An 18,508-nucleotide genomic window follows, 5' to 3' on the forward strand; every position below is an offset into this window, starting at 1 on the left:
ATGCGGAGTAAAATGAACTAGGGTATCCGGTTAAGTAGGAATTTTCGTGCGATTTCGCTTGGCGTGGATGCCGCTTCGTCAGCCGCGCCACCGCCCTGAGGACCAGAGTTCGGCAAGCGACATCCGGTACTCAGGGTAGCGGAAGGGGAAGCCGAGCGCCCGCAATTTCGCGTTCGAAACGCGCTTGTTCTCGCCGTAGAAGGAGCGTGCCATTGGGGTGAGCTCCGCGGTTTCGAAAGGTTGCTCGGGCGGAGGCTCGATGTCCATCAGGCGGGCGGCTTCGGTGACGACATCCTGCGGCGGAGCGGGCTCGTCATCGGTGACATTATATATGCCGCCGAGCCTGCGATCGGACAGGAAACGGGCGCAGCCGCCGATATCCTCGACACGGATGCGGTTGAACACCTGGTTCGCCTTGATGAGCCGGCGGGCCGTTCCCTTTTCCAGATTGCAGAAGGCGTTTCGGCCCGGGCCGTAAATGCCGGAAAGCCGCAGCACGGCGACGGGAAGATCGAGCCTGATGCCGACGCGCAGCCAGCCGTCCTCAGCCTCGACCCGCTCGACCGAGCGATCGGCGATCGGATGCAGCGACGTCTGCTCGCTGATCCAGGCGCCCTTGTGGTCGCCATAGACGCCGACGGTCGAGAGGTAGCAGATCCATTCCAGCTTCGGCATCAGCGCCCGCAGATTGAGCTGCGCCAGCCGCAGCAGCGGATCGCCGGACTTGCCCGGCGCGATCGATTGCACCAGATGCGTTGCCGATGTCATCGCCGCGGCCAAAGCCGGATCGAGCGTCTCGCCGTCGAAGACGAAGGATTCGATGCCTTCCTTCCTCAGCAATTCCGCCTTGTCGGCCGAGCGGGTGGTTCCCGTGATGCGAATGCCGGAGCCGGCGAAAGCCTTGGCGATGGCTGTTCCCGAATAGCCGCAGCCGAAAATCATCACATGCATTATAGAACTCCCGCCAATGTCCATTCCGCGCGAACCTCTTCGTCCGCTTCCTCATGCCTTTGTGCCGCAAATGCTCGGAACTCGCCAGCCGTCATGAGCCGCGACAGCGCCCAGACGGCCATGCCGCGCACGACAGGCGAGGGATCTCCCGCCAGTTCGCGGCTTCTTTCTATAAGGGACCGGTCGCCGGAATTGCCGGCCGCGATCAGCACGTTGCGAATGAAGCGGTCGCGCCCGATGCGCTTGACCGGCGAGCCGCTGAAGAAAGTGCGGAACGTCGCATCGTCGAGATCAAGCAGAAAGGCGATTGACGGCTCCTTGAGATCCTCCCGCGCGACCAGCTTCATTTCCGAGGCGGCGCTTGCGAACTTGTTCCAGGGGCAGGCGGCAAGGCAATCGTCGCAGCCGTAGATGCGGTTACCGATCAGCGGCCGGAGCTGCGGATCGATCGGCCCCTTGTGCTCGATGGTCAGATAGGAAATGCAGCGGCGCGCATCAAGCTGATAGGGGGCGGGGAAAGCTGCTGTCGGGCAGGCGTCGAGACAGGCCCGGCAGGAGCCGCAATGGTCGATCTCCGGCTGATCCGGCTCGAGATCGGCCGTCGTGAACATCGAGCCGAGAAAGAGCCAGGATCCGAAGGCGCGGCTGACGAGGTTCGTATGTTTGCCCTGCCAGCCGAGGCCCGCGGCACCCGCCAGCGGCTTCTCCATGACCGGCGCCGTATCGACGAAGACCTTGACGTCTTCCTTCGAGCGCGCGGCGAAACGGGTGGCGATCTCCTTCAGCCGCCCCTTGATGACGTCGTGATAGTCGCGGTTTCGCGCATAGACGGATATCGCCGCCTTGTCCTTCTTCTCCAGGATGCCGCGCGGATCTTCGTCAGGACCGTAATTGAGGCCGAAGACGACGATGGAGCGGGTTTCGCTCCAGAGCACGCGCGGGTCGCCTCTGCGGTCACGCGTCTCCTCCATCCAGCTCATGGTGCCGTGATAGTCATGGTCGAGAAACTGGCCGAGCCGGACGGCGGCCTCGGGAATGGCGTCCGGCCTCGTGATGCGACAGAGATCGAAACCCTGAGCGCGCGCTTCCTCGCGCAGGAAGGCCGTCAACGTATGTCGTCGCTTCAGAGCTTTTTCCGCTTCATGATCATCGGGCATATCGAGCCCTCGTCAGAGCAATTCCAGGAAAAGTGCGTTAGCGGTTTTCCGTCCGGAATTGTGTGAAAAAAAGATAGAGCGCTTTCGCTGTTCGAAGAAGCGAACGCGCTCTAGAAATCCAGATCGGCGTAGTGCGAAACCGGCGTGACGCCACGCACGCGCTCCGCCAGAATCGGCCGGAAGGAGGGGCGCGATTTCAGGCGCTGATACCACTCCTTGGCGATCGGCGATTCCGTCCAGTCGATCTCGCCGAGATAGTCGAGCACGGAAATCGAAGCCGCCGCCGCGAGATCGGCATAGCTCAGCCGCTCGCCGGCAAGCCACTGCCGCGAGCCCGCCAGCCAGGAGAGATACTTCATGTGCTGGCGGATATTGCTGCGCGCCATGCGCATCACCTTGGAATCGGGCGCGCCGCCGCCCTGGTCGGCGGTCATCTGCAGCTTGAAGACACGCTCGCGCGTCAGAGGCCGCGTCACGTCCTGTTCCATCTTCTGCATGAACCATTCCGTCAGCCGGCGGATTTCGGCGCGCTGGAACGGATCTTCGGCCAGAAGCCGGCGGTCGCGCTTCAGGACCCCGTGCGTTTCGTCGAGATATTCGGAGATGACAGTCGCACCACAGAGAGCCCGCATGCTGTCGTCAACGTAGACAGGCAGGGTTCCGGCGGGATTGAGCGCCAGGAAGTCGCGGCGCTTCTCCCAGGTCTGCTCCTCTATCAGTTCCGTCTGATAACCGTACTCGGTCAGGATCAGACGAACGAACCGTGAGGAAGATGACATCGGGTGGTGATACAGCGTCGGCATTGGTACTCGGGTGTTTCTGATGGGTGTTACGGAGTTTTTGGGGTCGCTATTCTGCGGCCCTAGTCATTTGTCATCGGTTGAAGCTATAGGATCTTGGCCTAGTTTGCACAAGCGAATCGGGCCGCCCTGCCGTTTGACAAAGGACACGATATGGCTGAACAAATTATTATCGCGCTGGTTTTGGGCCTTGTGGAGGGGCTTACGGAGTTCATTCCCGTCTCTTCCACCGGCCATCTGATATTGCTCGGACATTTTCTCGGCTTCAAGGAAGCCGCCACTTTCGACGTTCTGATCCAGCTCGGTGCGATTCTCGCCATCCTGCTTGTCTATTTCAATCGCCTCGTTCAGATCGCCAAGGCGCTCCCCGTCAGCGTCAAGGCTCGCCACTTCGTTCTGGCTGTCCTGTTCGGCTTCCTGCCGGCTGCCGTGATCGGCGCGCTGGCGCATGATTTCATCAAGACGGTGCTGTTCGATTCGCCGAAGGTCATCTGTGTCTCGCTGATCCTCGGCGGCATCGTCCTGCTCGTCATCGACAAGATCCAGTTCAAGCCGAAATATACCAGCGCCTATGAATTCTCCTGGCCGATGGCAATCAAGATCGGCTTCTTCCAGTGCTTGGCGATGATCCCCGGAACGTCGCGCTCCGGCTCCACCATCGTCGGCGCCCTGCTGCTCGGAGCCGACAAGCGCTCGGCTGCCGAGTTCTCCTTCTTCCTCGCCATGCCGACGATGGCGGGCGCCTTTGCGCTGGATCTCTGGAAGAGCCGTCACGACCTCAGCATGGATCAGGGCCTGCTGATCGTCATCGGCTTCGTCATGGCTTTCATCTCGGCATTGCTGGTGGTGCGCGCGTTGCTCGACTTCGTGTCCCGTCGTGGCTACGCCCCCTTTGCGTGGTGGCGCATTGCCGTCGGCACGGTCGGCCTGATCGCACTTTATTTCGGCTGACGCGGATCGCCCTGATGCGACGTGTTTGACGTCGCAATCGCCGATAGAATGAAGGCCGGTGAAAACCGGCCTTTTTCATGCTCGATCAATTCGAGGAGGAAGCGTCGATAGAGCCGGTCGTGCAAGGGTCGACGCCATAGGTCGGCGCACATTCGCCCTTTACCGAGGCGATGCTGCCGCGGGCTACAAAAGAGCCAGCGAGAATCACCAGTGCCGCGCACGCAAACAAAAGCGCGATAGACTTGCCCATCGAAGAATGCCTTTCCGCAGAAGTGTGAAGCGCGCCGCGGACCGGTTCATTGTCCAAGCCTGAGACGCGCGGCTGTGTTAGTCAGTGGAATGAGCAATAGCAATAAATGTTCATATTAAATTTGACGTTAATGCTACTATTTCCGCAGTGCGTCTTTTGAGCAACGCTGAGCTGTGAATGACGGGGCTTTGCCAGCGTCCCGCAGAGCCATTCCCGTTCCCGAGAAGCAATAAAAAACGCCGCTCGGCAGGGCCGGGCGGCGTCTGGTCTGCGCAAGCGGCCGAATCGTTATGCGGCCTTGCCTGAGCCGGTGAACTGACCCTGCGGGCGATAGCGCACGAGATAGGACGGGAGCACCGAGACGAGCAGTGTCGGCAGCAGGCCGATGCCCTTCAGGGTGCGTCCTTCGGCCTCCGCCTGCTTGGAAACGACGTTGTCGCTCTTCAGCAGGGTGACCTGGTCCGCGGTGATCGGCGGCTTGACGAGAGGCACCAGCGAAGCAATGGAGCCGATCAGCGAGGCAAGGCCGAAAGGAATGGAGACGAGCGCCTTCTTGCGGTTGATGACCGAAAGCGTGGTCTCGAGACATTCGCGGAAGGACAGCACTTCCGGGCCGCCGAGCTCATAGGTCGTGCCGGCCTTCAGCTTGCCATCGACGCTGCGCGCAACCGTCTCGGCGATGTCTTCGACATAGACGGGCTGGAACTTCGTGTTGCCGCCGCCGATCAGCGGCAGGAACGGCGCCGTGCGGGACATGTCGGCAAACTTGTTGAAGAACTCGTCTTCCGGTCCGAAGACGATCGAGGGGCGCAGGATGATGGCATCCGGCTTGATCGAGTGGATCGCCGTTTCGGCGCGGGCCTTGGTGCGGGCATAGGTCGAAGGGGAATTGGCATCGGCGCCGAGCGCCGAAATATGCGTCAGCGACGCGCCGACGCCGCGTGCGGCTTCCGCGATGGCCCTGGCGCCGAATTCCTGCACGGCTTCGAAGGTGTTGCGGCCGCTTGCGGTCAGGATGCCGACACAGTTGACGACATGCTGCGCCCCTTCGACGGCGCGGTCGATGGAGTTGCGGTAGCGCACATTGGCCTGAACGATCGAAATCTGGCCGAGATTGCCGAGCGGTTGCAGAAAACCGGCAAGATCGGGACGGCGTACGGCGACACGGATGCGATAACCGCGCTTGGCGAGCGAACGCACGACGTGCCGCCCGATGAAACCTGATCCCCCAAACACGGTCACGAGCGGCGGGAGGTTGGACAGGGTCATGGCAGGCTCCTCGAAAGGCTTTGATTGGGCTGATCTGGTTTCGTCTTAGCCGATCCGCGCGCCGAGGTGAAGTGCTATCGCGCTGCGTTGCAGCGTCGCGTTTTCAAAGGGTTCAAACCCCCTCGACGACGACCATTTCCGCGTCGGCCACCTGCTGGCGGATTTTGGCGGCGATCTGGTATTCCGGCGAGTTGTAGCAATCGACGGCGTGCTGCAGCGACGGAAACTCGATGACGACGTTACGGCCGCGCGCCTGTCCCTCGAGCGGCGTGAACGCACCGCCCCGGGCGAGGAAGTTCGCGCCGTATTTCTCGAAGGCCGGCTTGGCGGCGGCAACGTAGTCCTTGTAGCGCTCCGGGTCGCGGACATCCACGCGCGCGATCCAATATCCCTTTGCCATATCTGCCTCCCTGCTGTTGTGGTCGTTTTAGAGTGCGGCGTCCATCTCGGCGAGGATGGCGCGTGCGGCTTGTCTCGGATCGGCTGCCTTGACGATGGGCCGAGCGACGACGAGGTGGCTGGAGCCGGCTTTGATGGCGGCGGCAGGCGTCATCACCCGCTTCTGGTCGCCCTTGTCGCTGCCGGCCGGCCGGATGCCGGGGGTCACCAGCGCCATGTCGGGGCCGATGATCTTGCGGACCGCGGCGGATTCCTCCGCCGAGCAGACGATGCCGCCCATGCCGGCGAGATGCGCCTGTTCGGCCCGGCGCAGCACCAGCGTATGCGGATCGTATTCATAGCCGGCGGCAATCAGGTCGCCTTCGTCCATCGACGTCAGCACGGTGACGCCGAGCAGGCAGAGGTCCGACCCCCTGGCGGCTTCGACAGCCGCTTTCATCGCTTTCGGATAGGCGTGCAGCGTCAGCATCGACATGCCCATCTTGACGATGTTCTCCACGCCGGAGGCCACGGTATTGTCGATGTCGAGCAGCTTCATGTCGAGAAAGATCTTCTTGCCGCTGGCGGCGAGATCGCGGGCGAACTCCAGGCCGCCGGCAAAGGCGAGCTGATAGCCGATCTTGTAATAGAGGATATCGTCACCGAGGGCGCCGACCACTTTTTCGGCCTCCTGAAGGTTTGGAACATCCAGTCCAACGATCAAGCGGTCGCGTGCGGTCATATCAAGCCCATCCCATCCAGTCTTCCATGGGTGTCCAGTCGCATGAGACGGCACGCTTCGCAAGATCGAAACAGAAAAGATTGCCGCCGCCGGGCGGTTGATCGCCCTGCCGCGCGATCGGCTTTCCCTCAATATGGCACTTCAAGAGCGTGCCGACGCCGCCATGGCCGACGAAGGCGATCGGCGTTTCGGGATCGTGTCGCGAGAGCACGGCCTCGACATGGGAAACGATCCTTGCCTGTGCGTCGATGGCGCGTTCCCAGCCCTTGAAGCTTTCATGCGGGTTGGCAAAGAACCAGTCCGCCGCCTTCTCGAATTCCGGCGGGGCCAGGAAGCCCGTGGCGCTGCGGTCGTTTTCGTGCATGGCCTCGATGACGTCGATCGGCGTGCCGCTCGTGGCCGCCAGGATTTCCGCCGTCTCTATCGCCTTGCGCTCGCCGCTCGATACGATCAGGCCAAGCTGGCGCGCCCATGGGGTCATGGCGGCCACGCGCGCCCTTGCGGCGCCGATCTCGGAAAGTCCCCATTCCGGCACGGGGACGTCCGGATCGATGCGCACCTGCGGGTGCGTAATATAAAGAGCGTACATGGATTGTCTCAGCCGCGGCTGTAGACCCAGAGCTGGGCCGGCGGAATATTGCGGACAATGAAATCGAAGTGGCGGATATGGTAGCGATCCGGCCGGGCGATGATCGGCGAAACCGGGCCGTAGGAAATCTGCACCACCGGCCGGCCGGGCGGCATACGGTCCAGCAGGCTTTCCAGCAGTGCCACGCGCGCCTTCATCGGGAAATTAAGGAGAGGGATGCCGGAGATGACGGAATCGAACGTCTGCCCTCGCAGCACGCCGAGCGTCTTGTCGAGATCGAAGGCGTCGCCGTTGATGAAGTGTACGCCGGGGTAAAGCTTGCCGAGGTGATTGTAAAAATCGGTGGAATATTCGATGGCGACCAGATTTTGCGGTTCGACGCCGCGCGCCAGGATCGCCTTGGTGATCGCTCCCGTTCCCGGCCCGAGCTCCAGCACCGGCAGGCCGGATTGCATGTTGATGACGCTCGCCATCTTGCGGGCCGTTATGGACGAGGTGGGAACGATCGACCCAACCGTCTTCGGTCCCTGCATCATGCCCTTGAAGAAACGGATCTCTTCGTCGAATTTCTTGCCTAGCCGTTCCTTGAGACGCAGCGCCATGCTTTCCCCCACCAGATGTTACGGTCGCGACTTACATATCGCTTCTCTAAGATCTTGCAATGTGATGACGCAATAACAAGAGAAAATGTCGCAATCGACAAAGGACCAAATAAAAGCGCCCTCGCGTTGAATTAACGCATGAAAGGGCGCTTTGGTTTCGCCAGAGCCGGATGATTTCAGGTCTGCCCGACCTGAAATCATCCGGCTCTCAAATCAAGAAAGTAGAGCATGATGCCGTCCGAAAACCGCTCACGCTTTTCGGCATCATGCTTTAGACGCGCATCGGCATCAGGACATAAAGGGCATCGTCGCCGGCCGTGTCGCGGATAAGCGTCGGCGAGCCGGCATCCGCCAGCAGGAACACGGCCGCATCGCCGGAGAGCTGCGCGGTGATGTCGAGCAGGTACTTGGCGTTGAAGCCGATTTCCATCGGATCCATCTCGTAGCCGACGGCGACTTCTTCCGTTGCGCTGCCCGAATCCGGGTTGTTGACCGTCAGCAGCAACTGCCCGTCCGACAGAGCCAGCTTCACGGCGCGTCCGCGCTCCGACGAGATCGTCGATACGCGGTCGACGGCCTGTGCGAAGGTCTGGCAATCGACCCGCATTTCCTTGTCGTTGTTGGTCGGGATGACGCGCTGATAGTCCGGGAAGGTCCCGTCGATCAGCTTCGAGGTCATGACGATGGAGCCGATCGTCAGGCGAATCTTCGCATCGGAAACCTCGACGGTCACGATCGTATCCGGCGAATCCACCAGCTTCTGCAGTTCACCCACCGTCTTGCGCGGGATGATGATGCCAGGCATGCCTTCGGAGCCCGCAGGCGCGCTGACGTCGGCGCGGGCGAGGCGATGCCCGTCCGTGGCGACGGCGCGCAGCTTCAGGTCGCCATCGCTTTCGATCGTGTGGAAGAAGATGCCGTTGAGATAATAGCGCGTTTCCTCGGTGGAAATCGCAAACTGCGTGCGGTCGATCAGCATCTTCAGATCCGCCGCCTTCAGCTTGAAGGAATGGCTGAAGCTGCCGGCGGTGAGGTCCGGGAAATCCGACTCCGGCAGGCACTGCAGCGAGAACTTGGAGCGGCCCGAAGCAACCGTCATTGAGCTGCCGTCCGTGTTCGTGGCAAGCAGCACTTCCGATCCGTCGGACAGCTTGCGGACGATGTCGTAGAGCAGATGCGCCGGTACGGTGGTGGCGCCGGCCTGCTCGACGTTGGCGGGCGTCGCCTCTGTGATTTCGAGGTCGAGGTCGGTCGCCTTCATGTCGAGGCTCGTGCCATCGGCCTTCAGCAGCACGTTGGACAGGATCGGGATCGTGTTGCGACGCTCGACCACGCGGTGGACGTGGTTCAGCGATTTCAGGAGGTTCGACCGCTCAATTGTAATACGCATGGATGCTACCGCTTTCGACCGTGACTTGCCGGGCGGCCCGAGGCGCCCGAGCGACATGTTTTCGGACGAGGCCCGAAAGATTGGACGGGCAACTTGGCAGACTTCTCCATCCGAATGCAAGAGGCTTAGGCGATTTGCCAAGCGGCAATTCGACATTTGGGTGACAATGCTCCACAGGAATTGCGCCGCTCTTGCCGTCGGCCCGTGCCTCGCCCATAAAGGCGGTGAATCCGAAGTGAATTCAGGACCGGCATGAACGAAGACCAATCCAGCGGCGGGGCGCGCAGCTTCCGTCTGCATAACAACCAGATTCCGGCCCGTCCCCTCGAACCGGCTCTCTACCTCGTCGCCACGCCGATCGGCAATCTCGGCGACATCACCTTGAGGGCGCTGGAGACGCTGGCCGGTGCGGACGTTCTCGCCTGCGAGGACACCCGCGTCACCCGCGTCCTGCTCGATCGCTACGGCATCCAGAACAAGCCCTATGCCTATCATGAGCACAATGCCGACGAGGCGGGCCCTCGGCTGCTGCAGGCGCTGGAAGCCGGCCGTTCGGTGGCGCTGGTGTCGGATGCCGGCACGCCGCTCGTCTCCGATCCCGGCTACCGGCTGGCGACGCAGGCGATCGAGGCGGGATACAAGGTTGTTCCCATTCCCGGCGCTTCGGCACCGCTCGCAGCCCTCGTCGGTTCCGGGCTGCCGAACGACGCCTTCTTCTTCGCCGGTTTCCTGCCCGCCAAGGACAAGGGCCGGCGCGACAGGCTGGCCGAGCTCGCGGGCATTCCTGCAACTCTCATCTTCTTTGAATCGCCGCACCGCATCGCCGCCACGCTTGCCGCCGCCGCCGATGTGCTTGGGGGCGAGCGAGCCGGCGCCGTCTGCCGCGAGCTGACGAAGACCTTCGAGGAGTTCCGCCGCGGCACGCTTTCCGAACTCGCCGCGTTCTATGATGCCGTTGACAATGTGAAGGGCGAGATCGTCTGGCTCGTCGGCCCGCCGGCGGAAAGCGTTGCGACAGAGGCCGATGTCGACGCTGTTCTGGCCGATCTTGCGGGGACGATGCCGACCGCCAAGGCCGCAGCCGAAGCCGCGCGCCTGACTGGCTTGCCGCGCAAGGAGCTCTACCAGCGCCTGCTCGACATGAAGGAGCGCCATGGCTGATACGAAGCCTGACGCAGGCGCAAGGCTGAAGCGGCAAAAGGCATGGCGGCGTGGCCATGTCGCCGAATATCTCGCCGCGGCCTTCCTGATGTTCAAAGGCTACCGCATCCTGGCGATCCGCCATCGCACAAAGCTCGGCGAAATCGATATCGTCGCCCGCAAGGGCGATCTCGCCGTCTTCGTGGAAGTCAAATCGCGACGGGATGCGCAGGAGGCGATCGACGCCGTTTCCTTTTCCTCGCAGAAACGCATCCGTGCCGCCAGCGACCAGTGGCTCGCCCGGCAACCGGACTTTGCCCGCCTGTCGCAACGCTATGACATTGTCGCCATGCTGCCCGGCCGCTGGCCGCGGCATTTTCCGGACGCGTTTTGAGCGCGGCGTTACAGGGCCGTCACAAAATCAGCCTATTGCCGGGCGACCCGCGCTTACGATTTTTCCACCGGCGCTCATAATCTCGTTTCGACAGGCCGCATCATGATCCGCAATACCGTTTCCGCCTTCGCCATTCCCTCGCAGGAAGAGCGCAGAAGCTTCGTTTCGCTTGAAAAGACCCCGGCCATTCATGCCGACACGCTGGCGGCGCTCGCCTGCATGAATACGGTGCGCGTCGGCGGGGCCGAAGCCAAGACCGAGGCCTTGACCTTCCCCTTCACGGTCGCTGCCTGGAATCTCGAGCGCTGCCTGTTCCCCGAGGAAAGTGCGGCCAAGCTGCGCGCGACCGCTGCGCCGTTGGTTCTGCTGTCGGAAATGGATGAAGGCATGGCCCGCACCGAGCAGCGCGATCCGACTGCCGTCATCGCCGCCGAGCTCGATATGAACTATGCCTATGGCGTCGAGTTCCTCGAACTGAGCCTCGGTTCGGAAATCGAGCATTCCTTCTGCCGCGACGATTTCAACGAAAAGGGCTTTCACGGCAATGCGCTCATGGCCTCCGTTGCGCTGAGGGCTGCTTTCCTTTTCCGTCTGCCGGGCAACGCTGTCTGGTTCAACGACAGCAACGAACAGCCGCGCATCGGCGATCGTTGCGCCGTCGGCGCCATCGTCGAGACCGAAGCCGGTCCTTTCGTTGCCGTCTCGGTTCACCTCGAGAGCGTTGCAACCGCTGCCTATCGCGAGCGGCAGATGTCGGCATTGATCGACGCTGTGGAAGCCTTCGCGCCGGGTCTGCCGATCCTGATCGGCGGCGACCTCAATACCGGCAACCACACGGGCGGCGATTTCTCGACCGATACGCTGTTTGCCATGGCCGAGGGCCGCGGCTTCGAATGCCATGGCGGCCCGCTCGATCAGACGAGCACGCGCCCGAGCCTGATCACGCGCTTTCCCGATCGTGCCATGAAGCTCGACTGGTTCGTGAGCCGCGGCTTGAAGATCGGCGAAAGCCACCTCGTTACCTCCTTGAATGAAGAGGACAAGCCGCTGTCGGATCACGACATGGTCATCTGCACAATCGACGGTTTTTCCGCCTGATTTTTGCAATCGTTAAAATGCGCCGGATTTCATGAACCGTGCCGTTACCCCTTCCATGCGATGAGATCGCAGACGCGCATGGAATTGGGGGATTGCATGGTCTTGAAAGTAATGTTGGCGAGCATGGCGGCCTTTGCCGCGCGTGCCGTCCCGGTCGTCGTCGCGATGCCGCAGTCGAAAAGCTTCGTGGCCGGCGCCAGCGACGAAATGGAAATGAAGCCTTCGCCTATCGAACCGTCCTGGATCCTGTCAGGCGATCCTGTTGCCCGCATCGCCGAGCATTCGCGCGGGCAGGACGATGCCGCGATGACCGCGCTATGGGATTGCACGGCGGGCGAGTTTCGCTGGTATTTCGGCTGGGACGAAACGGTGATGATCCTCGAAGGCGAGGTGCATATCACCACGGAAGACGGTGTCGAACGCACGCTCAGCGCCGGCGACGTCGCCTATTTCGCCGGGGGCACCTGGGCGACATGGCGCATCGATCGCTACCTGCGCAAGGTCGCCTTCTGCCGCAAGCCGTTCCCGAAGCCTCTGACCATCGCTTATCGCCTGCGCGATCTTGTCCGACAGGGCAGCGGCAGCCAGGGTCTCGCCGCCTGAGTGCGGCATGGCCCCGCGGACGCTGTTGAATAGCCGTTGCGTTTGAAGGCGGGCCGACCTACATCTGTCCGCAAATTCGAGCGAGGGCTGACTATGGCTGGTATCAAGAATGTTGCGGTCCAGATGGACCATGTCCGGGGCATCAACATCGCGGGCGACTCGACCTTCGCCATGAGCCTCGAGGCCCAGAACCGCGGCTACAAGCTCTTCCACTACACGCCCGAGCGGCTGAGCATGCGCGACGGCAAGGTCTACGCCTCCGTCGAGCCGATGATCCTGCGCGACGTCAAGGGCGACCATTTCGAACTCGGCGAGCCCGAGCGCGTCGATCTCTCGACCATGGATGTGGTGCTGCTGCGTCAGGACCCGCCCTTCGACATGGCCTACATCACCTCGACACACCTTCTCGAGCGCATCCACCCGAAGACGCTTGTCGTCAACGATCCGGCCTGGGTGCGCAATTCGCCGGAAAAGATCTTCGTCACCGAATTCGCCGATCTGATGCCGAAGACGCTGATTACCCGCGATGCCGGCGAAATCCGCCGCTTCCGCGAGGAGATGGGCGATATCATCCTGAAGCCGCTCTACGGCAATGGCGGCGCCGGCGTCTTCCATTCGACGCGCGACGACCGCAATCTCTCGTCCCTGCTCGAAATGTTCGGCCAACTCTTCCGCGAGCCCTTCATTGCCCAGCAATACCTGCCTGACGTGCGCAAGGGCGACAAGCGCATCATCCTCGTCGATGGCAAGGCCGTCGGCGCGATCAATCGCGTGCCGGCCGAACACGATGCCCGCTCCAACATGCATGTCGGCGGCCGTGCGGAAGCCACCGAGCTGACGGCGCGCGAGCAGGAAATCTGCGCCCGCATCGGTCCGGCCCTGAAGGAGCGCGGCTTCCTTCTCGTCGGCATCGACGTCATCGGCGACTACATGACCGAGATCAACGTGACGTCGCCGACCGGCATTCGCGAAGTGAAGCGCTTCGGCGGCGCCGATATCGCCAGCCTGCTGTGGGATGCGATCGAGTCCAAGCGGGCCTGAAGGCTGTCTTCGCTATAGATCGGCGAGGGGTCGTTTGCTCTCGCCGTAACGTGAATCATATCGCTATGCCCATGCGGCGGCAGGTCAGGATTACCGCTGACTGCCCCGTCACACTGTCGTCCGCGATGACGATCGGCACGAAGCCGAAAAGCGGCTTCACGTTGACCATCATACCCACGTAAGGCCGCTTGTTTGCGATGCCGCCATAGCCGCCCATGGCGGTGATGGTGCCGCAGACGCTGACATGGCCCTTGCTGTTCTTGGAAGCCGCCATAGGCCCAAAAAGCAGAAGGCCCTCGTAAGGAAGCTGTTCGCGCAAACCCTTTTCCACCGCAGCCGTTTCCTTGGCGCTCAATTGATAGGGGATGCCCTTTTCCAGATTATCCGCGCCATCGATCGACTGGCAGCCGCCGAGAAAGACGGCCATCAGAAGGGATAGCGATATCGCAAGTCTCATAATTTGCCCCCAAATGTGAAAATCGCCCCTTTGTTCTTTTATTGTTCTTGTTTCATTTCATTTTTTCTGCCACGTTGCAACCCATGGTCTGCTGTGAAGAATTAATAGCGGCAAACGCGTTGGATGAGGGTACGGGATGGTAGCGCGCGTCAGCACGGTTGCGTTTCAAGGCATTGAGGGCGTGCCCGTCGAAGTGCAGGTGATGATCGCACCCGGCAAGGTGCTGATGCATATCGTCGGCCTGCCGGACAAGGCTGTTGCCGAAAGCCGGGAGCGGGTTCAGGCAGCGCTTCATGCCTCCGGTCTCGCCTTGCCGCCGAAGAAAGTCACGGTCAATCTCGCGCCGGCGGATCTGCCCAAGGAAGGTAGCCACTTCGATCTTGCGATCGCGCTCGGGTTGATGGCAGCACTTGGAGCTATCCCCGCGGACGCCCTGTCGTCCTATACCGTTATCGGCGAACTCAATCTCGACGGCACGATCGCGCCCGTTGCCGGAGCGCTGCCTGCGGCGATTGCCGCCAATGCCATGGGCAAGGGGTTGATCTGCCCCGCCGAAAGCGGGCCGGAAGCCGCCTGGGCCGGCAAGGAGATCGATATTCTGGCGCCGCGCAGCCTGATCGCGCTCGCCAACCATTTTCGTGGCACGCAGGTCCTGTCGCGGCCGGAGCCATCAGTCCGCGCCAATGCCGCCAATTTGCCGGATCTTGCCGATATCAAGGGGCAGGAAAGCGCCAAGAGGGCCTTGGAAGTGGCAGCGGCCGGTGGCCACAATCTGCTTTTCGTCGGACCGCCCGGTTCCGGCAAGTCGATGCTCGCCTCGCGCCTGCCGTCGATCCTGCCGCCTTTGTCGACGAACGAGCTGCTTGAGGTGTCGATGATCCATTCGATTGCCGGCCAGCTTTCCGGCGGCAAACTCTCCGATCGGCGCCCCTATCGCGCACCGCATCACTCCGCCACCATGGCCGCCTTGGTCGGCGGCGGCCTGCGTGCCAGGCCGGGAGAAGCTTCGCTCGCCCATCACGGTATTCTGTTTCTCGACGAACTGCCCGAGTTTTCGCCGCAGGCGCTCGATGCGCTGCGCCAGCCGCTGGAAACCGGCGAATGCGTCATCGCCAGGGCAAACCACCGCGTTTCCTACCCTGCCGGCATCCAGCTCGTGGCGGCGATGAACCCGTGCCGCTGCGGCATGGCCGGCGAACCGGGTCATACCTGCGCCCGTGGGCCACGCTGCGCCTCCGACTACCAGGGCCGCATTTCCGGTCCCTTGCTGGATCGCATCGATATCCGCATCGACGTGCCGGCCGTATCCGCCGCCGACCTGATCCGGCCAGCCACGGCGGAAAAGAGCGCCGATGTGGCTCTGCGCGTCGCCCGTGCCCGCGAAAGGCAGCGCGAGCGTTTCGAAAGCGCCGGCATGAAGGACATCGCCACCAACGCCCGCTGCTCGACCGCAATGATCGAAACCATCGCCGAGCCGGATGCCGCCGGCCTGCAATTGCTGCGGGACGCGGCCGAGAAGATGAAGTTCTCCGCCCGAGGCTATCACCGCATTCTCAAGGTGGCGCGCACCCTTGCCGATTTGGACGACAAGCCGACGGTCGGGCGCATCCATCTTGCCGAAGCCATTTCCTACCGCGTAGCCGGCGAACGGTTGGCTGCGCATGCCTGAACCCTATCCATCGTCAGGTCTCCGGCTTGCCTGCCGGCGCCAGAGCCGGCAAGCTTGCGAGGCTGTCGATCGAACCGGAACGCCGCTCACCGCATGACTGCAGAACTGACCATCGATCCCGCCAGTGGCGCAATATGTATCGGCGACAGGCTTCGACTCGTGGCGTTACAGGAAAAATCAAATATCGAGGCGCTCGCTTCGCAATGGCTGGGCGGCTTGCGCGATCTGCAGAACGGCTACGAGTGGCTGCAGCTTCGTGGCCTGACCTTCGGAAAACAGCCCGCCGGGCTTTCGCTGTGCCTTTACGAGCGGAAACTGGTCAGCGCCCATTGGGGTGTCTCCCTGCCGGGCGCGACCATCGAGGAGGGCTGGCCGACGCAGCAGGCGATCAACCAGGAGATCAAATTCGTGCGCCGCATTCTGGTCGCCATGTTCCAGACCGAGTTGACGGACGGCGGACTTGTGTTTCCCTGGGGCACGGTCTGGAGCAGGTTCGATCCGAAAGGCTTCTGCGCCAGCCACGGTTTGAGCTATCGTCAGACCTGAGCCGCGCCCGAATGAAAAAGGGGCGCCGCAGCACCCCTTTCCAAGTCAAATCGGTGATCGGCAGCCTCAGCCGCCCAGACCCTCGAACAACGCCGTCGAAAGATAGCGTTCGGCGAAGGACGGGATGATGACGACGATGGTCTTGCCTTCATTCTCCGGGCGCTGGCCGACTTTGATCGCCGCCGTCAGCGCGGCACCCGAGGAGATACCGACAGGCACGCCTTCGAGCTTGGCCACGAGCCGCGCCTGCTGGAATGCCTCTTCATTGCTGACGGTGACCACCTCGTCATAGACATGGGTGTCGAGGATCTTCGGTGCGAAGCCGGCGCCGATGCCCTGGATCTTGTGCGGGCCGGGATTGCCGCCGGAAAGCACGGGCGAGTCCGTCGGCTCGACGGCGATGACCTTGACGTCGGGGTTGCGGGCCTTCAGCACCTGGCCGACGCCGGTGATCGTGCCGCCCGTGCCGATGCCGGCAACGAAGATATCGACCTTGCCGTTGGTGTCGTTCCAGATTTCCTCCGCCGTCGTCTTGCGGTGGATTTCCGGATTGGCCGGGTTTTCGAACTGCTGCGGAATGATGGCGTCCGGCAGCGTCGAGGCCAGTTCCTCCGCCTTGGCGATAGCGCCCTTCATGCCCTTCGGCCCCTCGGTCAGCACCAGCTCGGCGCCGAGCAGCGCCAGCATCTTGCGGCGCTCGATCGACATGGTCTCCGGCATGGTGAGGATCAGCCGGTAGCCCTTGGCGGCGGCGGCGAAGGCAAGCGCGATGCCGGTATTGCCCGAGGTCGGCTCGATCAGCACGGTTCTGCCGGGCGCGATCTTGCCCTGGGATTCAAGGCTCTCGATCATGGCGACGCCGATACGGTCCTTCACGGAGGCGATCGGATTGAAGAACTCTAGCTTTGCCAGGAGGTTGGCCTTGACGCCCTTCTCCTTCGCCAGCTTGTCGAGGCGGACGATCGGCGTATCGCCGATGGTCTCGGTGATCGAGGCATAGACGCGGCCGCGGCCGGGTTTGCGGGTGTCGGACATGGGTAGCTCTCCCTACATTTGAATTGTGCGGTGACAATAGGATCAAATGCTTGCGGAAACCAGAGTGCACGCACATTCCCCACTTGCGGCGCGTGAGAAAAGAATCTCTCGAAAGGCTGCTTTGGGGAAGTTTTTTTCAGGCCGCGCGCGCCGCGATGAAGGCGGCCGTGGCGGCGAGGATGCTGGCCGCGACCCGGTTCAGGATCTGCAGCGCTTTCGGCTTCTTGAGCAAGGTTCGAGCCCGGGCGGCGAGCAGCATATAGGGGACAAGAACGATCAGGAGAATGACGAAGGTCGCAGCCACCAGGGTCGCATATTCGCGCAGGCCGATGCTGCCGATATCGATCAGCGTCGGCACGAGCGCGACATAGAAAAGCATGGTTTTGGGGTTGCCGAGCGTTACCAGCAGGCCGGAGAGAAAGGACATGCCGGCGCTCTTCGATTTCTTCGCGGCGATATCGGCCGCCAGCAGGCCCGCGGTCCAGAGCTTCCAGGCGATATAGCCGAGATAGAGGGCGCCGGCGATCTTGATGACGATAAACACTTCGGTAAAAGCCTGCGCCACGAAGGCAAGGCCGAGGATGACGGCCGTCAGATAGATGGTGTCGCCGAGCACGAGGCCGAGGCCCATGAAGAAGGTCTCGCGAAAGCCGGAGCCAAGGGCGCGCGCCACAATCGCCGTGACGCCTGGGCCGGGAATGGCGGCTGCGATGAAGAGGGCGCCGCAATACGCGAGCAGCGTCGCGAGCGTCATGAAGAATTCCTCCACAGATGGTGCTTGCTCTATCGCACCACCTTTGCGTTTTCAAGCGATTGCGCCGGCACCGGGAACATATTACCAAGGTGTTAACGGCGCGTCGAAACTGCTTTGCCCAAGGATATCATGACTTCTGCGTTGCTCCTGATCGATCTTCAGAACTCTATCCTGACGGGCCTCGGCACGCCGGATCGCCAGCCGGCGATCGATGCCGCGCTGGAGACGGTCGTTGCCAAGCTCGCGGCGCTGAAGCACAGCGCCCGCGCCGCCGGGGTTCCGGCCTTCATCGTCCAGCATGACGGCAATCCGGGGCACCGTCTGGTCAAGCGCAGCGAAGGCTGGCAGCTTCGCCGGGAAATCGCGCCCGAGGCCGGCGATGTCGTGGTGCACAAGACGAGCTGCGATTCCTTCTTCGAGACGGATCTGGAGGCGCGGTTGCGGGCGCGTGGCGTCACTCATCTTTTCGTCGGCGGCTGCATGACGCAATTCTGCGTCGATACGACCGTGCGCCGCGCCGTTTCGCTCGGTTTCGACGTGACGCTGATTTCCGACGGGCACACCACGGCCGATATGGGCAGGCTGAGCTTCGAGGAGATTGTCACCCATCACAATATGCTGCTTGACGGTTTCGATGCCGGGCCCCATGAAATCAGGATCGCTGCTTCCAGCGAGATTGCGTTCTGATCTTC

General features: G+C 62.2%; 21 protein-coding genes. 9 read left to right on the forward strand and 12 right to left on the reverse strand.

What is annotated here, in order from left to right; genetic code table 11:
- Window positions 1-78: 78 nt before the first annotated feature.
- From ACQZ6J_RS07515 to ACQZ6J_RS07525, 3 genes are all read right to left on the reverse strand, one after another.
- On the reverse strand, window positions 79-951 hold the full coding sequence (locus tag ACQZ6J_RS07515; RefSeq protein WP_449083109.1) for an SDR family oxidoreductase: 873 nt from the start codon (window positions 949-951) through the stop codon (window positions 79-81).
- Window positions 951-2,108, reverse strand: a complete 1,158-nt coding sequence (queG, locus tag ACQZ6J_RS07520) for a tRNA epoxyqueuosine(34) reductase QueG (RefSeq protein WP_449083111.1) — start codon at window positions 2,106-2,108, stop codon at window positions 951-953. Before queG ends, ACQZ6J_RS07515 begins: the two co-directional genes overlap by 1 nt.
- A 110-nt stretch (window positions 2,109-2,218) precedes the next feature.
- Window positions 2,219-2,911: a glutathione S-transferase family protein gene (locus tag ACQZ6J_RS07525; RefSeq protein ID WP_163984949.1), complete on the reverse strand. Its 693-nt coding sequence runs from the start codon at window positions 2,909-2,911 to the stop codon at window positions 2,219-2,221.
- Window positions 2,912-3,061: 150 nt separating this feature from the next.
- Between ACQZ6J_RS07525 and ACQZ6J_RS07530 the strand changes: the two genes are divergently transcribed.
- Window positions 3,062-3,859, forward strand: a complete 798-nt coding sequence (locus tag ACQZ6J_RS07530) for an undecaprenyl-diphosphate phosphatase (protein WP_449083113.1) — start codon at window positions 3,062-3,064, stop codon at window positions 3,857-3,859.
- Between the two features lie 538 nt (window positions 3,860-4,397).
- On the opposite strand, the gene ACQZ6J_RS07535 is transcribed toward ACQZ6J_RS07530, so the two are convergent.
- The 6 genes from ACQZ6J_RS07535 to dnaN form a co-directional block, all read right to left on the reverse strand.
- On the reverse strand, window positions 4,398-5,378 hold the full coding sequence (locus ACQZ6J_RS07535) for a complex I NDUFA9 subunit family protein (RefSeq protein ID WP_449083115.1): 981 nt from the start codon (window positions 5,376-5,378) through the stop codon (window positions 4,398-4,400).
- A gap of 112 nt (window positions 5,379-5,490) precedes the next feature.
- Window positions 5,491-5,778, reverse strand: coding sequence for a DUF1330 domain-containing protein (locus ACQZ6J_RS07540; RefSeq protein ID WP_015338538.1), 288 nt, complete (start codon window positions 5,776-5,778; stop codon window positions 5,491-5,493).
- A 27-nt stretch (window positions 5,779-5,805) separates the two neighbouring features.
- Window positions 5,806-6,498, reverse strand: coding sequence for an orotidine-5'-phosphate decarboxylase (pyrF, locus tag ACQZ6J_RS07545; protein WP_449083118.1), 693 nt, complete (start codon window positions 6,496-6,498; stop codon window positions 5,806-5,808).
- A gap of 1 nt (window position 6,499) precedes the next feature.
- Window positions 6,500-7,087: a histidine phosphatase family protein gene (locus tag ACQZ6J_RS07550; protein ID WP_449083120.1), complete on the reverse strand. Its 588-nt coding sequence runs from the start codon at window positions 7,085-7,087 to the stop codon at window positions 6,500-6,502.
- An 8-nt stretch (window positions 7,088-7,095) separates the two neighbouring features.
- A complete protein-coding gene (pmtA, locus tag ACQZ6J_RS07555; RefSeq protein WP_163984945.1) occupies window positions 7,096-7,689 on the reverse strand; it encodes a phospholipid N-methyltransferase PmtA in 594 nt (197 codons plus the stop codon).
- A 271-nt stretch (window positions 7,690-7,960) separates the two neighbouring features.
- Window positions 7,961-9,079 carry a DNA polymerase III subunit beta gene (dnaN, locus tag ACQZ6J_RS07560; protein ID WP_163984944.1) on the reverse strand — a complete coding sequence of 373 codons (1,119 nt, stop codon included), beginning with the start codon at window positions 9,077-9,079 and terminating at the stop codon, window positions 7,961-7,963.
- Between the two features lie 252 nt (window positions 9,080-9,331).
- On the opposite strand from dnaN, the gene rsmI reads away from it, so the two are divergent.
- From rsmI to gshB, 5 genes are all read left to right on the forward strand, one after another.
- Window positions 9,332-10,240, forward strand: coding sequence for a 16S rRNA (cytidine(1402)-2'-O)-methyltransferase (rsmI, locus tag ACQZ6J_RS07565; protein ID WP_449083123.1), 909 nt, complete (start codon window positions 9,332-9,334; stop codon window positions 10,238-10,240).
- Window positions 10,233-10,613 (forward strand): YraN family protein, encoded by a 381-nt coding sequence (locus tag ACQZ6J_RS07570; protein ID WP_449083125.1) that lies wholly within the window; start codon window positions 10,233-10,235, stop codon window positions 10,611-10,613. The genes rsmI and ACQZ6J_RS07570 overlap by 8 nt, the downstream gene beginning before the upstream one ends.
- Before the next feature lie 102 nt (window positions 10,614-10,715).
- Window positions 10,716-11,711 (forward strand): endonuclease/exonuclease/phosphatase family protein, encoded by a 996-nt coding sequence (locus ACQZ6J_RS07575; RefSeq protein ID WP_449083127.1) that lies wholly within the window; start codon window positions 10,716-10,718, stop codon window positions 11,709-11,711.
- Between the two features lie 96 nt (window positions 11,712-11,807).
- Window positions 11,808-12,314 carry a cupin domain-containing protein gene (locus ACQZ6J_RS07580; RefSeq protein ID WP_204326227.1) on the forward strand — a complete coding sequence of 169 codons (507 nt, stop codon included), beginning with the start codon at window positions 11,808-11,810 and terminating at the stop codon, window positions 12,312-12,314.
- A gap of 93 nt (window positions 12,315-12,407) precedes the next feature.
- The gene (gshB, locus tag ACQZ6J_RS07585; RefSeq protein WP_163984939.1) at window positions 12,408-13,355 is read left to right on the forward strand and encodes a glutathione synthase; all 948 of its coding nucleotides are present in this window, start codon (window positions 12,408-12,410) and stop codon (window positions 13,353-13,355) included.
- A gap of 55 nt (window positions 13,356-13,410) precedes the next feature.
- On the opposite strand, the gene ACQZ6J_RS07590 is transcribed toward gshB, so the two are convergent.
- Window positions 13,411-13,812 carry a hypothetical protein gene (locus tag ACQZ6J_RS07590; RefSeq protein ID WP_449083130.1) on the reverse strand — a complete coding sequence of 134 codons (402 nt, stop codon included), beginning with the start codon at window positions 13,810-13,812 and terminating at the stop codon, window positions 13,411-13,413.
- Window positions 13,813-13,948: 136 nt separating this feature from the next.
- Between ACQZ6J_RS07590 and ACQZ6J_RS07595 the strand changes: the two genes are divergently transcribed.
- On the forward strand, window positions 13,949-15,481 hold the full coding sequence (locus tag ACQZ6J_RS07595) for a YifB family Mg chelatase-like AAA ATPase (protein WP_449083132.1): 1,533 nt from the start codon (window positions 13,949-13,951) through the stop codon (window positions 15,479-15,481).
- Window positions 15,482-15,574: 93 nt separating this feature from the next.
- Window positions 15,575-16,027 (forward strand): hypothetical protein, encoded by a 453-nt coding sequence (locus ACQZ6J_RS07600; protein ID WP_449083134.1) that lies wholly within the window; start codon window positions 15,575-15,577, stop codon window positions 16,025-16,027.
- 66 nt (window positions 16,028-16,093) lie between these two features.
- Here ACQZ6J_RS07600 and cysK read toward each other — a convergent pair whose 3' ends face one another.
- Together cysK and ACQZ6J_RS07610 are read right to left on the reverse strand one after the other, a co-directional pair.
- Window positions 16,094-17,062 (reverse strand): cysteine synthase A, encoded by a 969-nt coding sequence (gene cysK / locus ACQZ6J_RS07605; protein WP_163984935.1) that lies wholly within the window; start codon window positions 17,060-17,062, stop codon window positions 16,094-16,096.
- Window positions 17,063-17,198: 136 nt separating this feature from the next.
- Entirely contained in the window at window positions 17,199-17,816 is a 618-nt protein-coding gene (locus ACQZ6J_RS07610; RefSeq protein ID WP_163984934.1) for a LysE family translocator, read from the reverse strand.
- Between the two features lie 129 nt (window positions 17,817-17,945).
- Between ACQZ6J_RS07610 and ACQZ6J_RS07615 the strand changes: the two genes are divergently transcribed.
- The gene (locus ACQZ6J_RS07615) at window positions 17,946-18,503 is read left to right on the forward strand and encodes a cysteine hydrolase family protein (RefSeq protein WP_449083136.1); all 558 of its coding nucleotides are present in this window, start codon (window positions 17,946-17,948) and stop codon (window positions 18,501-18,503) included.
- Window positions 18,504-18,508: the final 5 nt, after the last annotated feature.

It is taken from the genome of Rhizobium sp. A37_96 (assembly GCF_053521765.1).

Bases quoted from the DNA above. Each gene is read 5' to 3' on its own strand.
- ACQZ6J_RS07575 (WP_449083127.1), top strand. From the start codon at position 10,716: ATGATCCGCAATACCGTTTCCGCCTTCGCCATTCCCTCGCAGGAAGAG.
- rsmI (WP_449083123.1), top strand. From the start codon at position 9,332: ATGAACGAAGACCAATCCAGCGGCGGGGCGCGCAGCTTCCGTCTGCAT.
- pyrF (WP_449083118.1), bottom strand. From the start codon at position 6,498: ATGACCGCACGCGACCGCTTGATCGTTGGACTGGATGTTCCAAACCTT.
- ACQZ6J_RS07535 (WP_449083115.1), bottom strand. From the start codon at position 5,378: ATGACCCTGTCCAACCTCCCGCCGCTCGTGACCGTGTTTGGGGGATCA.
- cysK (WP_163984935.1), bottom strand. From the start codon at position 17,062: ATGTCCGACACCCGCAAACCCGGCCGCGGCCGCGTCTATGCCTCGATC.
- ACQZ6J_RS07540 (WP_015338538.1), bottom strand. From the start codon at position 5,778: ATGGCAAAGGGATATTGGATCGCGCGCGTGGATGTCCGCGACCCGGAG.
- dnaN (WP_163984944.1), bottom strand. From the start codon at position 9,079: ATGCGTATTACAATTGAGCGGTCGAACCTCCTGAAATCGCTGAACCAC.
- ACQZ6J_RS07590 (WP_449083130.1), bottom strand. From the start codon at position 13,812: ATGAGACTTGCGATATCGCTATCCCTTCTGATGGCCGTCTTTCTCGGC.
- ACQZ6J_RS07615 (WP_449083136.1), top strand. From the start codon at position 17,946: ATGACTTCTGCGTTGCTCCTGATCGATCTTCAGAACTCTATCCTGACG.
- queG (WP_449083111.1), bottom strand. From the start codon at position 2,108: ATGCCCGATGATCATGAAGCGGAAAAAGCTCTGAAGCGACGACATACG.
- ACQZ6J_RS07600 (WP_449083134.1), top strand. From the start codon at position 15,575: ATGACTGCAGAACTGACCATCGATCCCGCCAGTGGCGCAATATGTATC.
- gshB (WP_163984939.1), top strand. From the start codon at position 12,408: ATGGCTGGTATCAAGAATGTTGCGGTCCAGATGGACCATGTCCGGGGC.
- ACQZ6J_RS07570 (WP_449083125.1), top strand. From the start codon at position 10,233: ATGGCTGATACGAAGCCTGACGCAGGCGCAAGGCTGAAGCGGCAAAAG.
- ACQZ6J_RS07525 (WP_163984949.1), bottom strand. From the start codon at position 2,911: ATGCCGACGCTGTATCACCACCCGATGTCATCTTCCTCACGGTTCGTT.
- ACQZ6J_RS07550 (WP_449083120.1), bottom strand. From the start codon at position 7,087: ATGTACGCTCTTTATATTACGCACCCGCAGGTGCGCATCGATCCGGAC.
- ACQZ6J_RS07530 (WP_449083113.1), top strand. From the start codon at position 3,062: ATGGCTGAACAAATTATTATCGCGCTGGTTTTGGGCCTTGTGGAGGGG.
- ACQZ6J_RS07595 (WP_449083132.1), top strand. From the start codon at position 13,949: ATGGTAGCGCGCGTCAGCACGGTTGCGTTTCAAGGCATTGAGGGCGTG.
- ACQZ6J_RS07515 (WP_449083109.1), bottom strand. From the start codon at position 951: ATGCATGTGATGATTTTCGGCTGCGGCTATTCGGGAACAGCCATCGCC.
- ACQZ6J_RS07610 (WP_163984934.1), bottom strand. From the start codon at position 17,816: ATGACGCTCGCGACGCTGCTCGCGTATTGCGGCGCCCTCTTCATCGCA.
- pmtA (WP_163984945.1), bottom strand. From the start codon at position 7,689: ATGGCGCTGCGTCTCAAGGAACGGCTAGGCAAGAAATTCGACGAAGAG.
- ACQZ6J_RS07580 (WP_204326227.1), top strand. From the start codon at position 11,808: ATGGTCTTGAAAGTAATGTTGGCGAGCATGGCGGCCTTTGCCGCGCGT.